14 protein-coding genes are annotated in these 13,654 nt (G+C 62.4%); 2 read left to right on the top strand and 12 right to left on the bottom strand.

All coding sequences use genetic code 11. The features are described from left to right. Positions 1-51 precede the first annotated feature (51 nt). From AC1DB0_RS18285 to AC1DB0_RS18255, 7 genes are all read right to left on the bottom strand, one after another. The gene (locus AC1DB0_RS18285) at positions 52-420 is read right to left on the bottom strand and encodes a cupin domain-containing protein (RefSeq protein ID WP_054422685.1); all 369 of its coding nucleotides are present in this window, start codon (positions 418-420) and stop codon (positions 52-54) included. A 99-nt stretch (positions 421-519) separates the two neighbouring features. Then, positions 520-1,329, bottom strand: a complete 810-nt coding sequence (locus tag AC1DB0_RS18280; RefSeq protein WP_476757944.1) for an AraC family ligand binding domain-containing protein — start codon at positions 1,327-1,329, stop codon at positions 520-522. Between the two features lie 18 nt (positions 1,330-1,347). Next, positions 1,348-1,734, bottom strand: coding sequence for a VOC family protein (locus tag AC1DB0_RS18275; protein ID WP_054422682.1), 387 nt, complete (start codon positions 1,732-1,734; stop codon positions 1,348-1,350). 60 nt (positions 1,735-1,794) lie between these two features. Next, positions 1,795-2,796 carry a formylglycine-generating enzyme family protein gene (locus AC1DB0_RS18270; protein WP_427947916.1) on the bottom strand — a complete coding sequence of 334 codons (1,002 nt, stop codon included), beginning with the start codon at positions 2,794-2,796 and terminating at the stop codon, positions 1,795-1,797. 91 nt (positions 2,797-2,887) lie between these two features. Next, positions 2,888-3,547 (bottom strand): DNA oxidative demethylase AlkB, encoded by a 660-nt coding sequence (gene alkB, locus AC1DB0_RS18265; RefSeq protein ID WP_476757945.1) that lies wholly within the window; start codon positions 3,545-3,547, stop codon positions 2,888-2,890. Between the two features lie 2 nt (positions 3,548-3,549). Beyond that, positions 3,550-4,260: a 2OG-Fe(II) oxygenase gene (locus tag AC1DB0_RS18260; RefSeq protein ID WP_476757946.1), complete on the bottom strand. Its 711-nt coding sequence runs from the start codon at positions 4,258-4,260 to the stop codon at positions 3,550-3,552. A gap of 187 nt (positions 4,261-4,447) precedes the next feature. After that, a complete protein-coding gene (locus tag AC1DB0_RS18255) occupies positions 4,448-5,992 on the bottom strand; it encodes a phospholipase D family protein (protein WP_054422679.1) in 1,545 nt (514 codons plus the stop codon). 73 nt (positions 5,993-6,065) lie between these two features. Here AC1DB0_RS18255 and AC1DB0_RS18250 point away from each other — a divergent pair, with 73 nt between their 5' ends. Both AC1DB0_RS18250 and AC1DB0_RS18245 read left to right on the top strand, forming a co-directional pair. Continuing rightward, positions 6,066-6,635: a helix-turn-helix domain-containing protein gene (locus AC1DB0_RS18250; RefSeq protein WP_447982466.1), complete on the top strand. Its 570-nt coding sequence runs from the start codon at positions 6,066-6,068 to the stop codon at positions 6,633-6,635. 118 nt (positions 6,636-6,753) lie between these two features. After that, on the top strand, positions 6,754-7,275 hold the full coding sequence (locus AC1DB0_RS18245; protein ID WP_476758050.1) for a GNAT family N-acetyltransferase: 522 nt from the start codon (positions 6,754-6,756) through the stop codon (positions 7,273-7,275). Here the strand turns inward: AC1DB0_RS18245 and AC1DB0_RS18240 are convergent. The 5 genes from AC1DB0_RS18240 to AC1DB0_RS18220 form a co-directional block, all read right to left on the bottom strand. Next, positions 7,256-8,239, bottom strand: coding sequence for a DUF6708 domain-containing protein (locus AC1DB0_RS18240; protein WP_476757947.1), 984 nt, complete (start codon positions 8,237-8,239; stop codon positions 7,256-7,258). The two genes, AC1DB0_RS18245 and AC1DB0_RS18240, sit on opposite strands and share 20 nt — an antisense overlap. Then, positions 8,217-9,209, bottom strand: a complete 993-nt coding sequence (locus AC1DB0_RS18235) for a DUF6708 domain-containing protein (RefSeq protein WP_476757948.1) — start codon at positions 9,207-9,209, stop codon at positions 8,217-8,219. Before AC1DB0_RS18235 ends, AC1DB0_RS18240 begins: the two co-directional genes overlap by 23 nt. After that, positions 9,187-10,170 carry a hypothetical protein gene (locus AC1DB0_RS18230; protein ID WP_476757949.1) on the bottom strand — a complete coding sequence of 328 codons (984 nt, stop codon included), beginning with the start codon at positions 10,168-10,170 and terminating at the stop codon, positions 9,187-9,189. The genes AC1DB0_RS18235 and AC1DB0_RS18230 overlap by 23 nt, the downstream gene beginning before the upstream one ends. After that, positions 10,167-12,980 carry a toxin VasX gene (locus AC1DB0_RS18225; protein WP_476757950.1) on the bottom strand — a complete coding sequence of 938 codons (2,814 nt, stop codon included), beginning with the start codon at positions 12,978-12,980 and terminating at the stop codon, positions 10,167-10,169. Before AC1DB0_RS18225 ends, AC1DB0_RS18230 begins: the two co-directional genes overlap by 4 nt. A gap of 329 nt (positions 12,981-13,309) precedes the next feature. Beyond that, the gene (locus AC1DB0_RS18220) at positions 13,310-13,642 is read right to left on the bottom strand and encodes a hypothetical protein (protein ID WP_054422673.1); all 333 of its coding nucleotides are present in this window, start codon (positions 13,640-13,642) and stop codon (positions 13,310-13,312) included. Between the last annotated feature and the right edge of the window lie 12 nt (positions 13,643-13,654).

The raw sequence follows: 13,654 nt of genomic DNA, 5'->3' as shown, positions 1-13,654 counted from the left end.
CAGATCCAGACGTCAAACCCAGACGTCAGACCCAGACGTCAGACCCACACGTCAGACCCAGACGTCATTCGGGGCGCTGCGCTCGCCGCCCTGATCGCCGGTATTGACGACGCCACAGGGTTCGACCAGCATCAGGTGCGCTTCCTCGACGGCGCAGGGCTTGTGCTCCACGCCTTTGGGGATGACGGTCATTTCGCCGGGGCCTAGATCGATATGGCCGTCGCGCAAGTCGATGCGCAACCGGCCGCTGATGACAATGAACGTCTCGTCGGTATCCGCATGGCTGTGCCAGACGAATTCCCCCTGCACCTTGACGACCTTGAACTGGTAGTCGTTCATCTGCGCGATGACCTTGGGGCGCCACTGCTCAGAAAACAGCGACAGTTTGCCGGCGATGTTGATGGCGGGAATGGGGGACATGGGCGCACCTGCTGAAGTGGAAGATGCCTCAGCATAGGGCGCGGCCAGGCGCGCCGTCTTGTACGTTCTTGCAGGTTTTTCGCGCAAACCCCGCCTGCGCTACGCGTGCAGCATGCGCCGCCAGCGGTCGGGCGTCATGCCGTAGGTTTCCACATGGCGGTGCGTCAGATGGCTCTGGTCGGTGAAGCCGGCGGTGGCCGCAGCGGCTGCCAGCGGCAGGCCGGTCGCGATCAGCCGGCGCGCCAGATCCAGGCGGCGCAGCATCACATAGCGATAGGGGCTGGTGCCGAACAGGGCGCGGAAATCGCGCGACAGGGTCCAGCGGTCCTGGCCGGCCGCGTGCGCCAGTTGGTCCAACGTGATGGGCTGGTCGAGCGTGTCATGGATGAACTGCCGGGCGCGTTCGGCGGCCGGGTAGTCGGGGCGGCGCCGGCCCTGGGGCCGTCCGGCCGCGGCGCTAAGCGCCTGCGCCAGCTCATACAGCGCGTCGTCTTCTTGCAGGGGGTCGATAGCCGAGCGCGTGCTTTGCAGCAACGTCTCGCTTGCCGCCCGCAGCCGAAAATCGTCCGAGATGCCGCCCGCGATGAACGGCAATGGCCGGCCGCCCAGAATCTGCTGAATCAGCGCGGGCTCAACGTAAATCATGCGGTAGTGAAAGCCGGCGTCGGTGCCGGCTTGCCCGTCGTGGGACTCGTCGGGATGCAGCACGATGGTGCCGCCGGGCAGGCTATGGCGATAGTCGCGCCGGTAGTTGAAGCTTTGCACGCCCGACAGCGTGCGCCCGATGGCGTACGTGTCGTGGCGGTGCATGTCGTAACCATGGCCGCCGAAGTAGGCTTCGATGCGTTCCACGTGGCCACAAGGCGCGGCGCGGAGTATCCAGTCCTGTTTCGGTGTGGCGGCTGCCATGGCGGACGTGCGAAGGGCTTACTTCTTCACCTGCACCAGTACGAATTCGTTTCCGTACAGGTCGATGAAGTGGGCGTAAACCGTGGTGTCGTCATGGACGGGCTCTTTGGTGAAGCGCACGCCGCGGGCGGCGAAGTTGCTGTGGTCGCGGACCACGTCGTCGGTGTAGAACACGCCCACCGGCTGGCCACCGGTCTGGTCGCCGACGCGGTCGCGTTGCGCCTGGGTCAGCGCTTGCAACAGCCAGACGCCCACCGCGGGTTGTTCCGGCAGGCGCAGGTGCACATACCGTTGCTGGCCCACGGGCATATCAACGAACACCTCCATGCCCAGCTTGTCTTGATAGAAGGAAATGGCGGTGTCGTAGTCGTTCACGAGAAGGACGAGACGGCCCAGCGAATGCATGTCAGGACTCTCTTTGAGGTTAAGCGTGCGGCTATGCTAACCCGTCGGGCGGGCTTTCCCTTAATCGGCCTCGCGCAATAGCCGCAGGCCGACCAGCGGGTAACGGGTTTCCTGGGTATTCCAATTGCGGTAGGACGAGCGCGTGTACAGCGCCCAGGTATGCCAGGAGCCGCCGCGCCGCACCCGCACATTGCCGCTGTCCGGACCTTTCGGGTCATCGGTGGGCGAGTGCGCGTAGTAGTCTTCGCCGTACCAGTCCGCCACCCATTCCCAGGCGTTGCCGTGCATGTCGTACAGGCCGAAGGCGTTGGGCGCATAGCTGGCCACGGGCGCCGTGAACGTATGGCCGTCGTGGCGGGGCGAGGCAAAAGCGTGCCATTTTGGCCACAGCGGTTCGGCGTCGGCGTCAAAGCCGTTGCCGGCGTCGGGCATGTTCAAGGGGTCATCGCCGTTCTGATACCGCGTGCGGCTGCCGGCGCGGCAGGCGTATTCCCATTCGGCTTCGGTGGGCAGGCGGTAGACGTGCCCCTCTTTCTGGGTCAGCCAGCGGGCCAGCGCGGTGGCGTCGTTCCAGCTGATGTTGACGACAGGGTGGTCATCCGTTTGCGCAAAGCCGGGGTTCTTCCAGGAATAGCGCCGGTCGCGTCCTTCGAAGGCGTCGCCGCGTTCGGATTTGTCGGGGTCGTAGGCGGCGTTGTAGCCGTAGCCGCCCGTGCCGTCGGCCTCGGACTCCGGCACATATCCCGACGCTTCGATAAAGCGGCGGAACTGTCCCACGGTGACTTCGGTGCGCTCCAGATAAAACGGACGGGTGATCCGCACGGTGTGCACGGGCGCCTCGTCAAACAGCTGGGTGAACCGGTCTTTGGGATATTGCGGGTAGTCGCGGGCCAGGGTCTCGGCCGATTCGTCGCTGCCCATCTGAAAAGTGCCGGCCGGCACATGGATGAAGCGCATGCCCAGCGAATTTTCGATCAGGGCGGGGGGCTCGGCGGCCCAGGCCGGGGCCGATAGCAGCAGACAGGCAAGCAACAGACGGGGGCGGGGGCGCAGGAAAGGCATGGGAATGTCGTGAGCGCGCGGGCGCTGGGCCAAAGGTGCGCCATAGTATTGCCGCCGCGCGGACGCTGCCAGACGCGGGGAACCCTGATAGTCAGCCCGCTTTGCGCAGCGTGAAGTTGATGCGCTGGCTGCCCAGCTTGGGGTGCGGCAGGTCTTTCATGGGCATGACGCCGTGATAGCGCAGCCGGTCCACCCCGCCCCAGACCACGACATCGCCATGAAACAGCGGCACGCGCCGGGTCTTGTCCGACCGCTCGTTGCCGCCAAACAGAAACACCGCCGGCATGCCCAGCGACACCGACACGATGGGCGCATCGTAGTCGCGTTCGTTCTTGTCCTGATGCAACGACAGCCGCGAGCCCGGCTCGTACCGGTTCACCAGGCAGGCATCCGGCGCAAAGCCCGGAAAACCGGCCTCGGCTGCTGCCGCCTGAGCCAACCGCAGAAAAGCGTCGGGCAGATCGGGCCAGGGGGCACCCGTCATAGGATCGATGCGCGAGTAACGATAGCCGCGCGCATCCGTCGTCCAGCCCAGCTGTCCGCAATTGGTCAGCGCGACCGACATCGTGTAGCCGCCCGGGGTGTCCATATGCCGGAAGGGAGATTGCGCGGTCACGTCGTCCACGCCTTGCATCAGCGCGTCTGCATAGGGCAACGCAAAGCTGCGCAGCACGAAGGATTGCGGGCCGATCGCTTCGCGCCCGTGCTGCGCGGTGTCGTCGTCGCCAAACAGATCAAGCGTTGGAGCCATGGCTATTGAGCGTCGTGAAAGATCAGGCCCAGCGTGTGGCGCCGCCCGCTGTGCAGGGTGCTGACCCCGTGCCGCATGGCGGTCTTGCGCCAACCGCGTGTGCCCGGCACCGGCCGTTGGTTCACGGTGAAGATCAGCGCGTCGCCCTGTTGCAGCGGCAGGACCTCGGCGCGCTGTTCGCGGCTGCTGGTTTCGGTCATGACAAATTCGCCACCCGTGAAGTCCTGCCCCGGGCGCGACAGCAGAATGGCGACTTGCAACGGAAACACGTGTTCGCCATACAAATCCTGATGCAGGCAGTTGTAGTCACCGGGGCCGTATTCCAGGATCAGGGGCGTGGGCCGCCGTTGTCCGGCGCTGTGGCAGCGTTGCAGGAACGCGGCGTGATCGTCGGGATACTGCACGGCGATGCCCATCTGCCGGTTCCAGCGGTTGGCAATCGGCGCCAGCCGCGGATACAGCGCCGTGCGCAAGTGTTGCAGCAGGGGCGGCAGCGGATAGGAAAAATACTTGTATTCCCCGCGCCCGAACCCGTGGCGCGCCATCACGATACGGCTGCGGTAGCGGTCCGCCGCTGAATAGCCGCCGGCCAGTTCGCTGCATTGCGCAGGCGTCAGCAGCGCGGGCGCAATCGCGTTGCCGTGCGCATCCAGCGAGTGGGTGATCGCGGTCCAGTCCAGGTCAGGCAAAGGGGCGGCGGGCAGGGCGGTCATGGGGGGCGCTGAGGGTTTGCTGAGGTTTCGCGAGCCGCTTAGCTGCGCCAGGCGGCGGCTAGTTGCGGCAGGTCGCGGCAAGTTGCGGCAGGTCGTGGCAAGTTGCGGCAGGTCGTGGCATGTTGCGGCAGAAGCGTTCAGTCTACGCCCGCGCTGCTCGCGCCGAACTCCGCTTGTTGCGACGGCTTCACAACAGCGGCTCCAGCGGCAGCAGCGACACGAACCAGACGGAAAACCGTTTCCACATCGTCGTGCCCGGTTCGGTGTCATGGCGAATGGTCTTGCCGTCGCGTTGTTCGAGCCAGTAGAGATCGCCTTTGTCGTCCAGGCAGACGCGGTACGCCACGTTCGGGATGTCCTGCTTGAACGCCTGAGCGATGTGGCCGGCCAGCGTGGGGCTGTCAATCACGAATCCCAGCTCCGTATTCAGCGTGGCCGAACGCGGGTCAAAGTTGAACGACCCCACAAAAATGCGCTCTCCGTCCACGGCGAAGGTCTTGGCGTGCAGGCTGGAGCCCGAGCTGCCGAACGGACCCATGCTTTTGTTGCGCTCCACACCCCCCGCCTTGCGCTTCATTTCAAACAGCTCGATGCCGCTTGCCAGTAAATCCTTGCGGCGCTTGGCGTAACCGGAATGCACCACGGCCACGTCGGTCGCCTCTAGCGCATTGGTCAGCACCTGCACCTTGACGCCGCTTTGCGCCAGCTTCGCGAACGCCTCCGTGCCGGTCGCCGTCGGCACAAAATAGGGCGACACCAGTTCCAGGTCGGTCTTGGGCGCGCCGATGATTTCATGCAGCTGATGCGGCAGCATGGCCTCGGGCGGCGCGGTGCCGAGCGTTTTGCGCGGGTCGTCGCTGACCATGCGGGTGGTCGCCCATTCCAGGCTGAGATCGCCTTGCATCAGTTGCCGGATGAAGGGCAGCTGCCGCATGGCTTCAGCGTAGGCGGCCGCTTCGGGCGAGCGCTCGACCTTGCTGGCCTGCTGCTCCAACGCCTGTAGCGCACCGGGTTCCGCCGGCTTCAACAAAAGATCCACCGGGTAGGCGGAATCGCTGGCCCAGTAGCGGTCGAAATCCATCGACACGTCATTGACCGCCGCGCCGATGGCCAGCACGTCCAGGTCGGTGAACAGCACATTGGTGGTCGCCCCGAAATACTCGTCGCCGATATTGCGGCCGCCGATGATGGTGGCCTGATTGTCGGCGGTGAAGGACTTGTTGTGCATGCGCCGGTTCAGCCGGCTGAAATCCGTGACGTATCCCAGCGGCTTCGGCCAGCGCAGCACGAAGGGGTTGTACAGCCGCACCTCGATATTGGCGTGCTCGTTCAGCGCGGAGAGCACCGGGTCCAGCCCGGCGGTGCCGTTGTCATCCAGCAGCAGGCGCACGCGCACGCCACGGTCAGCGGCTTCGTGCAGCGCTTCAAGCAGCATGGTGCCGGTCATGTCGTTGTGCCAGATGTAGTACTGCACATCCAGGCTGCGCTCGGCGGCGCGCGCCAGCATCATGCGCGCGGCGAAAGCGTCATAGGCGTTGGGCAGCGGGTGGATGCCCGACTTGCCGGGATGCGCCGCCGCCACAGGAGCGATGCCGCGGCCCAGCGGCGTATCCGCGGATTGTTCGGGCGTCAGCGCGGCAGATTCGCTGCGCTTGTCCAGCGGGGGCAGGCTGCACCCGCTTAAAAACGAAAGGCAGAGGGCGGTCATGAGGAGGGGTTTGGCCAGAAGCATGCCGTATTGTGCCGAAATTTTCCGCCCCGCCTGGTGCTTGACAGGTTTTCGTATTTGAGAGAAATTCCCGGATATGGAAAATACGAATCTCGACACTGATCTGGACCGCCGCATCGCCCAGCGCCTGAAAGCCCTGCGCCAAGATCGTGGCTGGTCGCTGGACGAACTTGCGGGCGTGGCGGGCGTCAGCCGCGCTACCTTGTCACGGCTGGAGAACGCCGAGGTCAGCCCCACCGCAGCTGTGCTGGGCAAGCTGTGCGCGGCGCACGGCCTGACCATGTCGCGCCTGATGATGATGGTCGAAGACGACTTCGCGCCTCTGGTGCCCGAACACGCGCAAGCCGTGTGGGTCGACGACAGCGCAGGCTTTCGCCGCCGCTCGGTGTCGCCGCCCGCCCAGCAACTGGCGGGCGAAGTCCTGGCCTGCGAACTGGCCCCGGGCGCGCGCATTGCTTACGAACAATCTCCCCGTCCGGGTCTTGAGCACCATCTGCTGATGCTTGAAGGCGAACTGCGCATCACCGTCGATGGCCAAACGCATGACCTGGCCCCCGGCGACTGCCTGCGCTACCAGCTCTTTGGCGCCAGCTTGTTTGTCACCCCGCCGCAACGCGGCGCCCGTTATCTGCTCTTCATCGTCTGAACCCGCCATGAGCCTAGACCACGCCAATACTGAAGTGACCCGGATCGAATCGAGCCGGACCGAAGCAAGGGGGACCGAATCGACCTCGACCCAATTGGGGCGGACCGAATCGAGCCCGATTGAGGTGACTCTGCTGTCAGCCCAGGCCGCCCGGACCTGCCTGAATGAACTGGGCGACGTGCTGCACGCCTGCGTGCACGGCGGCGCCAGCGTCAGCTTCGTCCTGCCGTATTCGCCTGAAGACGCCGAAGCCTTCTGGCGCAACAAAGTCCAGCCCGCCGTGGAAGGCGGCAAGCTCTTGCTGTGGGTCGCCCGCCAGAACGGCCGCATCGCGGGGGCCGTGCAACTGGACATCGACACGCCGCCCAACCAACCGCATCGCGCCGAGATCCGCAAACTGCTCGTCCACCCTGACTTTCGCCGCCAGGGCATCGCGCGCGACCTGATGCGCGCAGCCGAAGCGCAGGCGGTCCAGCTTGGCCGCAGCCTGATCACCTTGGACACCCGCACGGGCGACAGCGCAGAACCCTTGTACGCGTCGCTGGGCTATGTGGCGGTAGGCCAGATCCCCGGCTTCAGCCGCGACCCGCATGACGCGGGCAAGCTGGATGCCACAACGATCATGTACAAGCGCGTGTGACCGGGGCAAGGGGATCGGCAAAGCCACAGAGTTCGTCGATCTCTTTGGGGAAGGACGTGTATGGCACGTTGTATTCGATGAACTCGGCGAGGCTGTCGGGGAAAACGATGCAGATCAGCGCCAGGATTTTCGCGGGGATCAACAGCGGCGCCCATCGCTTGCCCTTTGGCGTGGCAAGGTCACGCCGGAATTTTTCGGCCCAATTGCGGTAGAAACGCAGGAAGGTTTGCTTGCGGGACAGGCGCGGCGGGATGGGGGGCGGCTTTGGCAGGTTGCTTTGGCCGTGCTCCATGAAGGTTTGGAGGTAATCCCAGAGCTGTCTGGCAGAGTCGCCATCGTCACGCCAGCCCAGGTTGCCGCATGACACGCAGATTTCTTTTGGAGGAGATTGGGTCCAGTCGGTCGCGATCAGGTAGAGGGGGTAGCGGCTGGTGTAGCCCGCTGCGCTGATGATGGGGATGTATCCGGCCAGGGCTTGGAGTTCGTCCCAGTCGAGCGTCAGCAGGCGTTCGTCGCGTGGAGTGACGAAGTAGAGTTTGCGGGTGCCGCGATGGATGCGGATGAAACCGCCGCGGAATTTGCTGAATAAGCGGCGTGTACACAGGTATAGCAACGCGGAAAGAGCAACCGCGACGAACGACAGGCTCATAGGGATGATGGCAAGTCGCCAGGATAGCGGTTCAGAAACAATACTGAGACCAACGATGGATAGGCTAGACATCATCACGATGGTTCTGCCTATGCCGCTGGCATAGACATTCCGAACCGAATTTCCGAATGGCTCCAATTCCACGCAGTGCTCATTCATCCTGCGCACGCCGAGCTCGCCGCTGATGAGATAGGGGTCGGTTGGAATTTGACACTTTTCTACTCGGCCACGATGAAATTTTTTTGCGCCGATCAACAGAGTCCGAGGAAGCCGTTCTACCGTGGGAGCGTGGTCATGAATCAACGCGTTCACCATTCAGCCGCATGATCGGAACGCGCTTTTCCACGAAGCCACAGAGTTCGTCGATCTCTTTGGGGAACGAGGTGTATGGCACACCGTAGTCAATGAACTCCCCGACGCTATCGGGAAACACGATGAAGATCAGCGCGAGGATCTTGGCGGGAATGACCACCATCGCCCATCGCTTTCCTTTTGGGGTGGCGAGGTCACGGCGGAATTTATCGGCCCAGTCGCGGTAGAAACGCAGGAAGGTTTGTTTGCGGGATAGGCGGCGACGGATGGGAGGCGGCTTGGGTAACGCGTCGGGCCCGTGCTCCATGTAGATCCGCAGGCAATCCCATAGCTGCTGGGCGGAGTCTCCATCGTCGCGCCAGCCAAGGTTGCCGCATGACACGCAGACTTCCGTGGGTGGCGTTTGAGTCCAGTCAACGGCGATCAGATAAAGAGGATATTGGCTGCTATATCCTGCTGCGCTGAACGTGGGTACGTAGCCGGCCAGAGCTTGAATTTGGTCCCATTCAAGCGTCAGCAAGCGCTCGTCTTGAGGCGAGACAAAGTAAAGCCTGCGTGTGCCGCGGTGGATGCGAATGAAACCGCCACGGAATTTTCCCCAAGAGTGGCGAGTGATAACGTAAGGAATACTGCCGAATGCCGCCGCAATCAAGGGATTCAGAAACAGCAGCAACACCACCGAAGGCGTGACTGACGGCGGGGCGAGGATCGCAAGGAGCGTCGAGATTATCGTGCCCAATACCAACATCGCACCGATGCCGCCGGCGAACGCATTGCGCATCAGATTGCCAAAGGGTTCCAGCTCTATGGCATGTTCGTTGATACGCCGTATCGCGAACATGCCTTCGCTTTCCGCATCAATGGGTTTTGGACGGCGAACGTCACGATACGCTAGCCCCTTAGCACCGATCAGCAGCGACCGAGGAAGTCGTTCCACAATTTGAGTGTGATCATGAATCAATGCGTTCACCATTCAGCCGCATGATCGGAAAACGCCTTTCCTCGAAGCCACAGAGTTCGTCGATCTCTTTTGGGAACGACGTGTAAGGCACGTCGTATTCAATGAACTCCGCGATGCTGTCGGGGAACACCATGCAGATCAGCCAGAGGATTTTGGCGGGGGCCCACAACGGCGCCCAGCGCTTGCCTTTAGGCGTGGAGAGGTCGCGGCGGAATTTGCTCGCCCAATCTCGATAGCCGCGCAGGAAAGTCTGTTTGCGCGATAGCCGGGGAGGAAGAGGCGAAGGCTTTGGCAATGCGGCGGGGCCGTGTTCCATGAATATTTGCAAGCAATCCCACAGTTGCTTGGCGGAAATACCATCGTCACGCCAGCCGAGGTTGCCGCAGGAAACACAGATTTCCTTTGGTGGGGTTTGGTCCCAGTCGATGGCGATCAGGTAAAGGGGATAGCGGCTGGTGTATCCCGCAGCGCCAACAATGGGGATGTACCCCGCCAGTGCGTGAATCTGATCCCATTCGAGCGTCAGCAGACGATCATCCCGCGGGGTGACGAAGTAAAGCTTGCGGGTGCCGCGATGGAGCCGGATGAATCCGCCCCGGTATTGGCCGAAGAGCCTGCGTGTGCAGAGATACATGACGCCACCGAAAGCAGCCATGGCCAAGGGCGCGGTTAACAGTAGAAGCCAGAGCTCAATGCCAAGCGGGGCGGGCGTAATAGACCAAAGAAACGCTGCCGCTGCCGTACCCATGACAAAAAACACGCCAATGCTGCTTGCGTAAACGTTCCGTATCAGGTTGCCGTAGGGTTCCAGCTCTATGCACTGGTCATTGACCCGACGTATTCCGAGAATCTCGGAAAGTGGCGTTCCGCCTGTCGGCGCATCGTCAGCCTTAAGGTGACGACGAACAAATCTCTTGGCGCCAAACAGAAGACTGGGGGGGAGCCGATCAACGATGTCGTTTTCCTGGCTCATTTTGGTGCCCTGACGGGAGCGAGCTTGGCGGGGTCGATGGAGTCAAAGAGAAAGCTCGATGATGTGAACACCAGCGGTTCTGGTGCGCCAGGTTGTTCCAGGCCAATTGTCGGCAGTTCTATTGGATCGGGCCGGTAGAGATACTCCAGTTTGACCTTGGCATCCTCGTGCATGCCGATACGCCATCCGCGCTCAGCGCCCTTGTCATCGGTCAATGGGCCGATAACGTACTGCGTATGGAGATCCACGCAAGCTCCGGGCGTGCAGAAAGCGATGGTGTCATCCACGCGTTCCAAGCCCTTGCCGTAAAGCGTGACGTGGAGTTTGGATTGAAAGTCGTCATGCCCGGCCATTTCGGGCAGTGTGCAGCGCAGACGCAAGGTGCCAGCAATTCCGCGCAGGGCCTGCCATTGCGGAGTGATGCGAGGGCTAAAGTGCAAGCTGTGCCAGGCATCCAGTTCTTGCGCCAATGTGAAGCGCGGCGTGACGACACCCCAGGCAGAGTGCTTGAGCCAGATCTCGATTGGGCCGTGCTGGGCGTCATCCGCTTGAAGGGTGAAGATGATGACGGCGCCCACCGCGATGAGGGCAATGACTGCCCAGCCGGCGGGGGTTAGTCCAAGAACCGCCGCGGTTTTACCTGCTCCTATCGTAGCGATGGTCGCAGTTCCTCCAGCTCCAGTGGCGAGAGCTAGCGCTCCTCCAGACATCGCGGCATAAAGATACATGCGCGCTTGTTCCGGATTGGCGCCGCTACTGGAGTTGGCTGCACGTGCGAGATCCGCGAAGGCGAGCAGACCGGCGGCCGCGCTTCCTGCCAAGACTGTTCCCCATTTGATGCCCTGAATCCTGATTGCTTTCGCCAACGAGGTGTCGTGCCTCCTGGTAGCAACGCTCGACAGGACGAGAGAGGTTGCTTCGATGGATGCGCCGGCAAGCGCAAAGCCTGCTCCGGAAACAGTAGCGAGAGAAGATACCGTCCAATCTTTCTCCAACCCCACCACCGCATTTCTCATCCCCCAAATCGCCAACGCCCCTCCCACCCCCGTCGACACAGCCCCAGCCGCCGCCCGCATCCGCTTCAAATTCCGCATCAGCGGATTCCCTTCCAAATCCATCGCCTTCGCTTTATCGACGACTGTCGTCGTCCCCACCGTTTCCCATTCCCAAATCTCAACGTTCTCCATCAGCACGCTGGCCGCCGTGCCCGTTGACCCCTTAATCGTCGTCGGCATAAACGCCCCGGGCCAACGCACTGCCACTTCCTTCCCCATCGCCACATACCCTTGCAACGCCACGCTGTACGCCAGGTACTGTTGCGACGTCACCAAGCGGCGTCCCACTGTGATGCCAAAACGTATTTCGCCGATATGCCGCAATCGCCTGACCTGGACCTCGGCGATCTCCGCGTGTGCTTTGGCCAGAAATGGCCATAGCAACTGAGTCAGCAGGTTGGTGACCAACGTGCCAGGCCGCTCTTCGAGAATGCGATCCACCGCATCAAACACGCCCTTACCGATAGTGAGCGGTTCCGCCAGCCGCATCATCAGCGGTTTGTCGCCGGCGCCCAGCGCGCGCCACAACGGGCTGATATCCGGCGCAGCCTCAATATGCTTCGCCAATTCCGCCAGCCCCTCGTCCGAATGCACCGCCGCGCCAAAGCAATGAAGCACGGTTGTTTCAAAGCTGCGGGCGTTTTGCGCGCAGCGCTGGTCGAAGAGGCTAAATGCCTGCCCAAGCAATCCCGCCGCGTTGACGCGTTGCAGCCAGGCGACGACGTCTGCGCAGGCGCGAGTGATGTCCGTCTGAAAGGCCTCCACGCGGGCTTGATACGCGGGAATGAAATCGCGGGCGCCTGGCAAGTTCACCAACGCCCGTTGCCGGGCCAGCGCCGTCAAGGCGGGAGGCGTGGTGCTGTTGGCTTCGGCTTGGTTGAAGTACGCGTCGATCAGGCCGGCGCTGTTTAACCGATGCTTGCTTTGCGCTTGATAGTCGTCGCGCTTTTTGACTTCGGTGGCGCACAGGTAGTTGAGCTCGCTTGCGATGCCCACGGGGTCTTGCAGCGCCACTGCTAGCGGCACAACGTCTTTGCGGGCGCGCAGCGCGGCGTACATCTGGCTGATGACGTCACTGACATCGGGGTAGTGCTGCGCGGGCGTGATCTCGCTCCAGGCGTAATACATCGGCACGCGGCTCAGCGTGGGACGGATCAGTTCGGGCGTGGATACCGTCAAGCGCGCGGCGTGAAACACGTGGGGCTGGTCCGGGCCGCCGGTGGGCGTGACGACGGTGGCCAGGGCGTCGCGCAGGCCGTCCGTGTTCTTTTCTATTTGCCAAAGGGTGTCGTGCGTCAGGATTGTGTCGCTGATCAGCAGATAGACGGGGCCGTTGATGGCGGCGGGCGGGGCCAAGAGGTAAGGCGCTGCGCCCGTGACGTCTGGCCGCGATTGTGAACCCGGGGTCGAGTGTTCGTAGTCTGCGTCGCCCCACCAAATGGGCGCGAAGCGGATGTCTTCAGTGACTTGATAGTGCCGGTTCCACATCTGGCCGTGGTCGAAGTACAGCAGATAGACATAGGTGCCGGGCCGCAGCACACGCAGGCCATAGGCCTTGCCGCCTTGCAGGACGGGGTAGCCCGGCGTCTTCAACATGGTGTGAAGATCGCTGCGGTACGGGGCATCGGCGATGCCGTAGCGCAGCGGGTAAATCGGCACGCCCGCTTCGCAAGGTGGGGGCGAAATGGCCTTGCCCACCTGCTTGGCGCTGGGATGCGGGGTCTGCAAGGCAGTGGGGCAGGCGCGGGTGGTCATGACGGGCTCCGTTCTTGTCGTCACGGCTCAAAAGGCCGGATAGCAGGCCTAAAGGGCGGCCATAGGCTGCTATGCAAGAACGGTGCCAGGTTAAGGAATTAAAAAATAATCCTTGTAAATCAACTGCTTGAGAGAAATAAATAAACCGCACCAAGCGACACTCGTGCGCCAAGCGCTAAAAAACAGGGGTTTTTCACGGAAAATCGGGCCAGATTTGACTCGATTTTTCTAAGTCATTGATTAACCACAATAAAAAACGGGCCAGATTTGACCCGATCGAGTCAAATCTGGCCCGCTCTCCCTGCGCTGCGTGGGCAGGGGGGCGAAATTCAAGCCAGCGGCTTGATGCCCACGCTGTACGGAGGCGCGTTGCCGCGCGCGGCTGCCTTGATCTTCAGCATCGAGCCGCCCGGGGTGAATTCGAAGTCCTGAAGCGGCACTTCGAACCACTGGTGGAAGCTGGTGCGGGAAAATTCGGGCACCCAGACCTTGGCGCGCTTGGCGTCGCAATGGAATTCGACCAGCGTGCGGTCGATGCCCAGCGGGCGGGTGTTGCCGATGCGGTAGCTGACGCGCAGTTCGGCGCTTTCGGTCGAGCCGGGGCGCCAGGTCAGGCCGATGGATTCCATGAATTGTTCAATCGCCTGAATACCGCGATACATAGCTGACTCCGA

Source organism: Achromobacter sp. 10T422, from assembly GCF_056394065.1.
The sequence above is the reverse complement of the archived record's forward strand: the minus strand, read 5'-3'. Positions and strand labels throughout refer to the sequence as shown.

Coding starts and splice junctions, on each gene's coding strand:
- AC1DB0_RS18275 (WP_054422682.1), bottom strand. CDS start 1,734: ATGCATTCGCTGGGCCGTCTCGTCCTTCTCGTGAACGACTACGACACC.
- AC1DB0_RS18250 (WP_447982466.1), top strand. CDS start 6,066: ATGGAAAATACGAATCTCGACACTGATCTGGACCGCCGCATCGCCCAG.
- AC1DB0_RS18225 (WP_476757950.1), bottom strand. CDS start 12,980: ATGACCACCCGCGCCTGCCCCACTGCCTTGCAGACCCCGCATCCCAGC.
- AC1DB0_RS18220 (WP_054422673.1), bottom strand. CDS start 13,642: ATGTATCGCGGTATTCAGGCGATTGAACAATTCATGGAATCCATCGGC.
- AC1DB0_RS18235 (WP_476757948.1), bottom strand. CDS start 9,209: ATGGTGAACGCATTGATTCATGATCACACTCAAATTGTGGAACGACTT.
- AC1DB0_RS18285 (WP_054422685.1), bottom strand. CDS start 420: ATGTCCCCCATTCCCGCCATCAACATCGCCGGCAAACTGTCGCTGTTT.
- AC1DB0_RS18280 (WP_476757944.1), bottom strand. CDS start 1,329: ATGGCAGCCGCCACACCGAAACAGGACTGGATACTCCGCGCCGCGCCT.
- alkB (WP_476757945.1), bottom strand. CDS start 3,547: ATGGCTCCAACGCTTGATCTGTTTGGCGACGACGACACCGCGCAGCAC.
- AC1DB0_RS18255 (WP_054422679.1), bottom strand. CDS start 5,992: ATGCTTCTGGCCAAACCCCTCCTCATGACCGCCCTCTGCCTTTCGTTT.
- AC1DB0_RS18260 (WP_476757946.1), bottom strand. CDS start 4,260: ATGACCGCCCTGCCCGCCGCCCCTTTGCCTGACCTGGACTGGACCGCG.
- AC1DB0_RS18230 (WP_476757949.1), bottom strand. CDS start 10,170: ATGAGCCAGGAAAACGACATCGTTGATCGGCTCCCCCCCAGTCTTCTG.
- AC1DB0_RS18240 (WP_476757947.1), bottom strand. CDS start 8,239: ATGGTGAACGCGTTGATTCATGACCACGCTCCCACGGTAGAACGGCTT.
- AC1DB0_RS18270 (WP_427947916.1), bottom strand. CDS start 2,796: ATGCCTTTCCTGCGCCCCCGCCCCCGTCTGTTGCTTGCCTGTCTGCTG.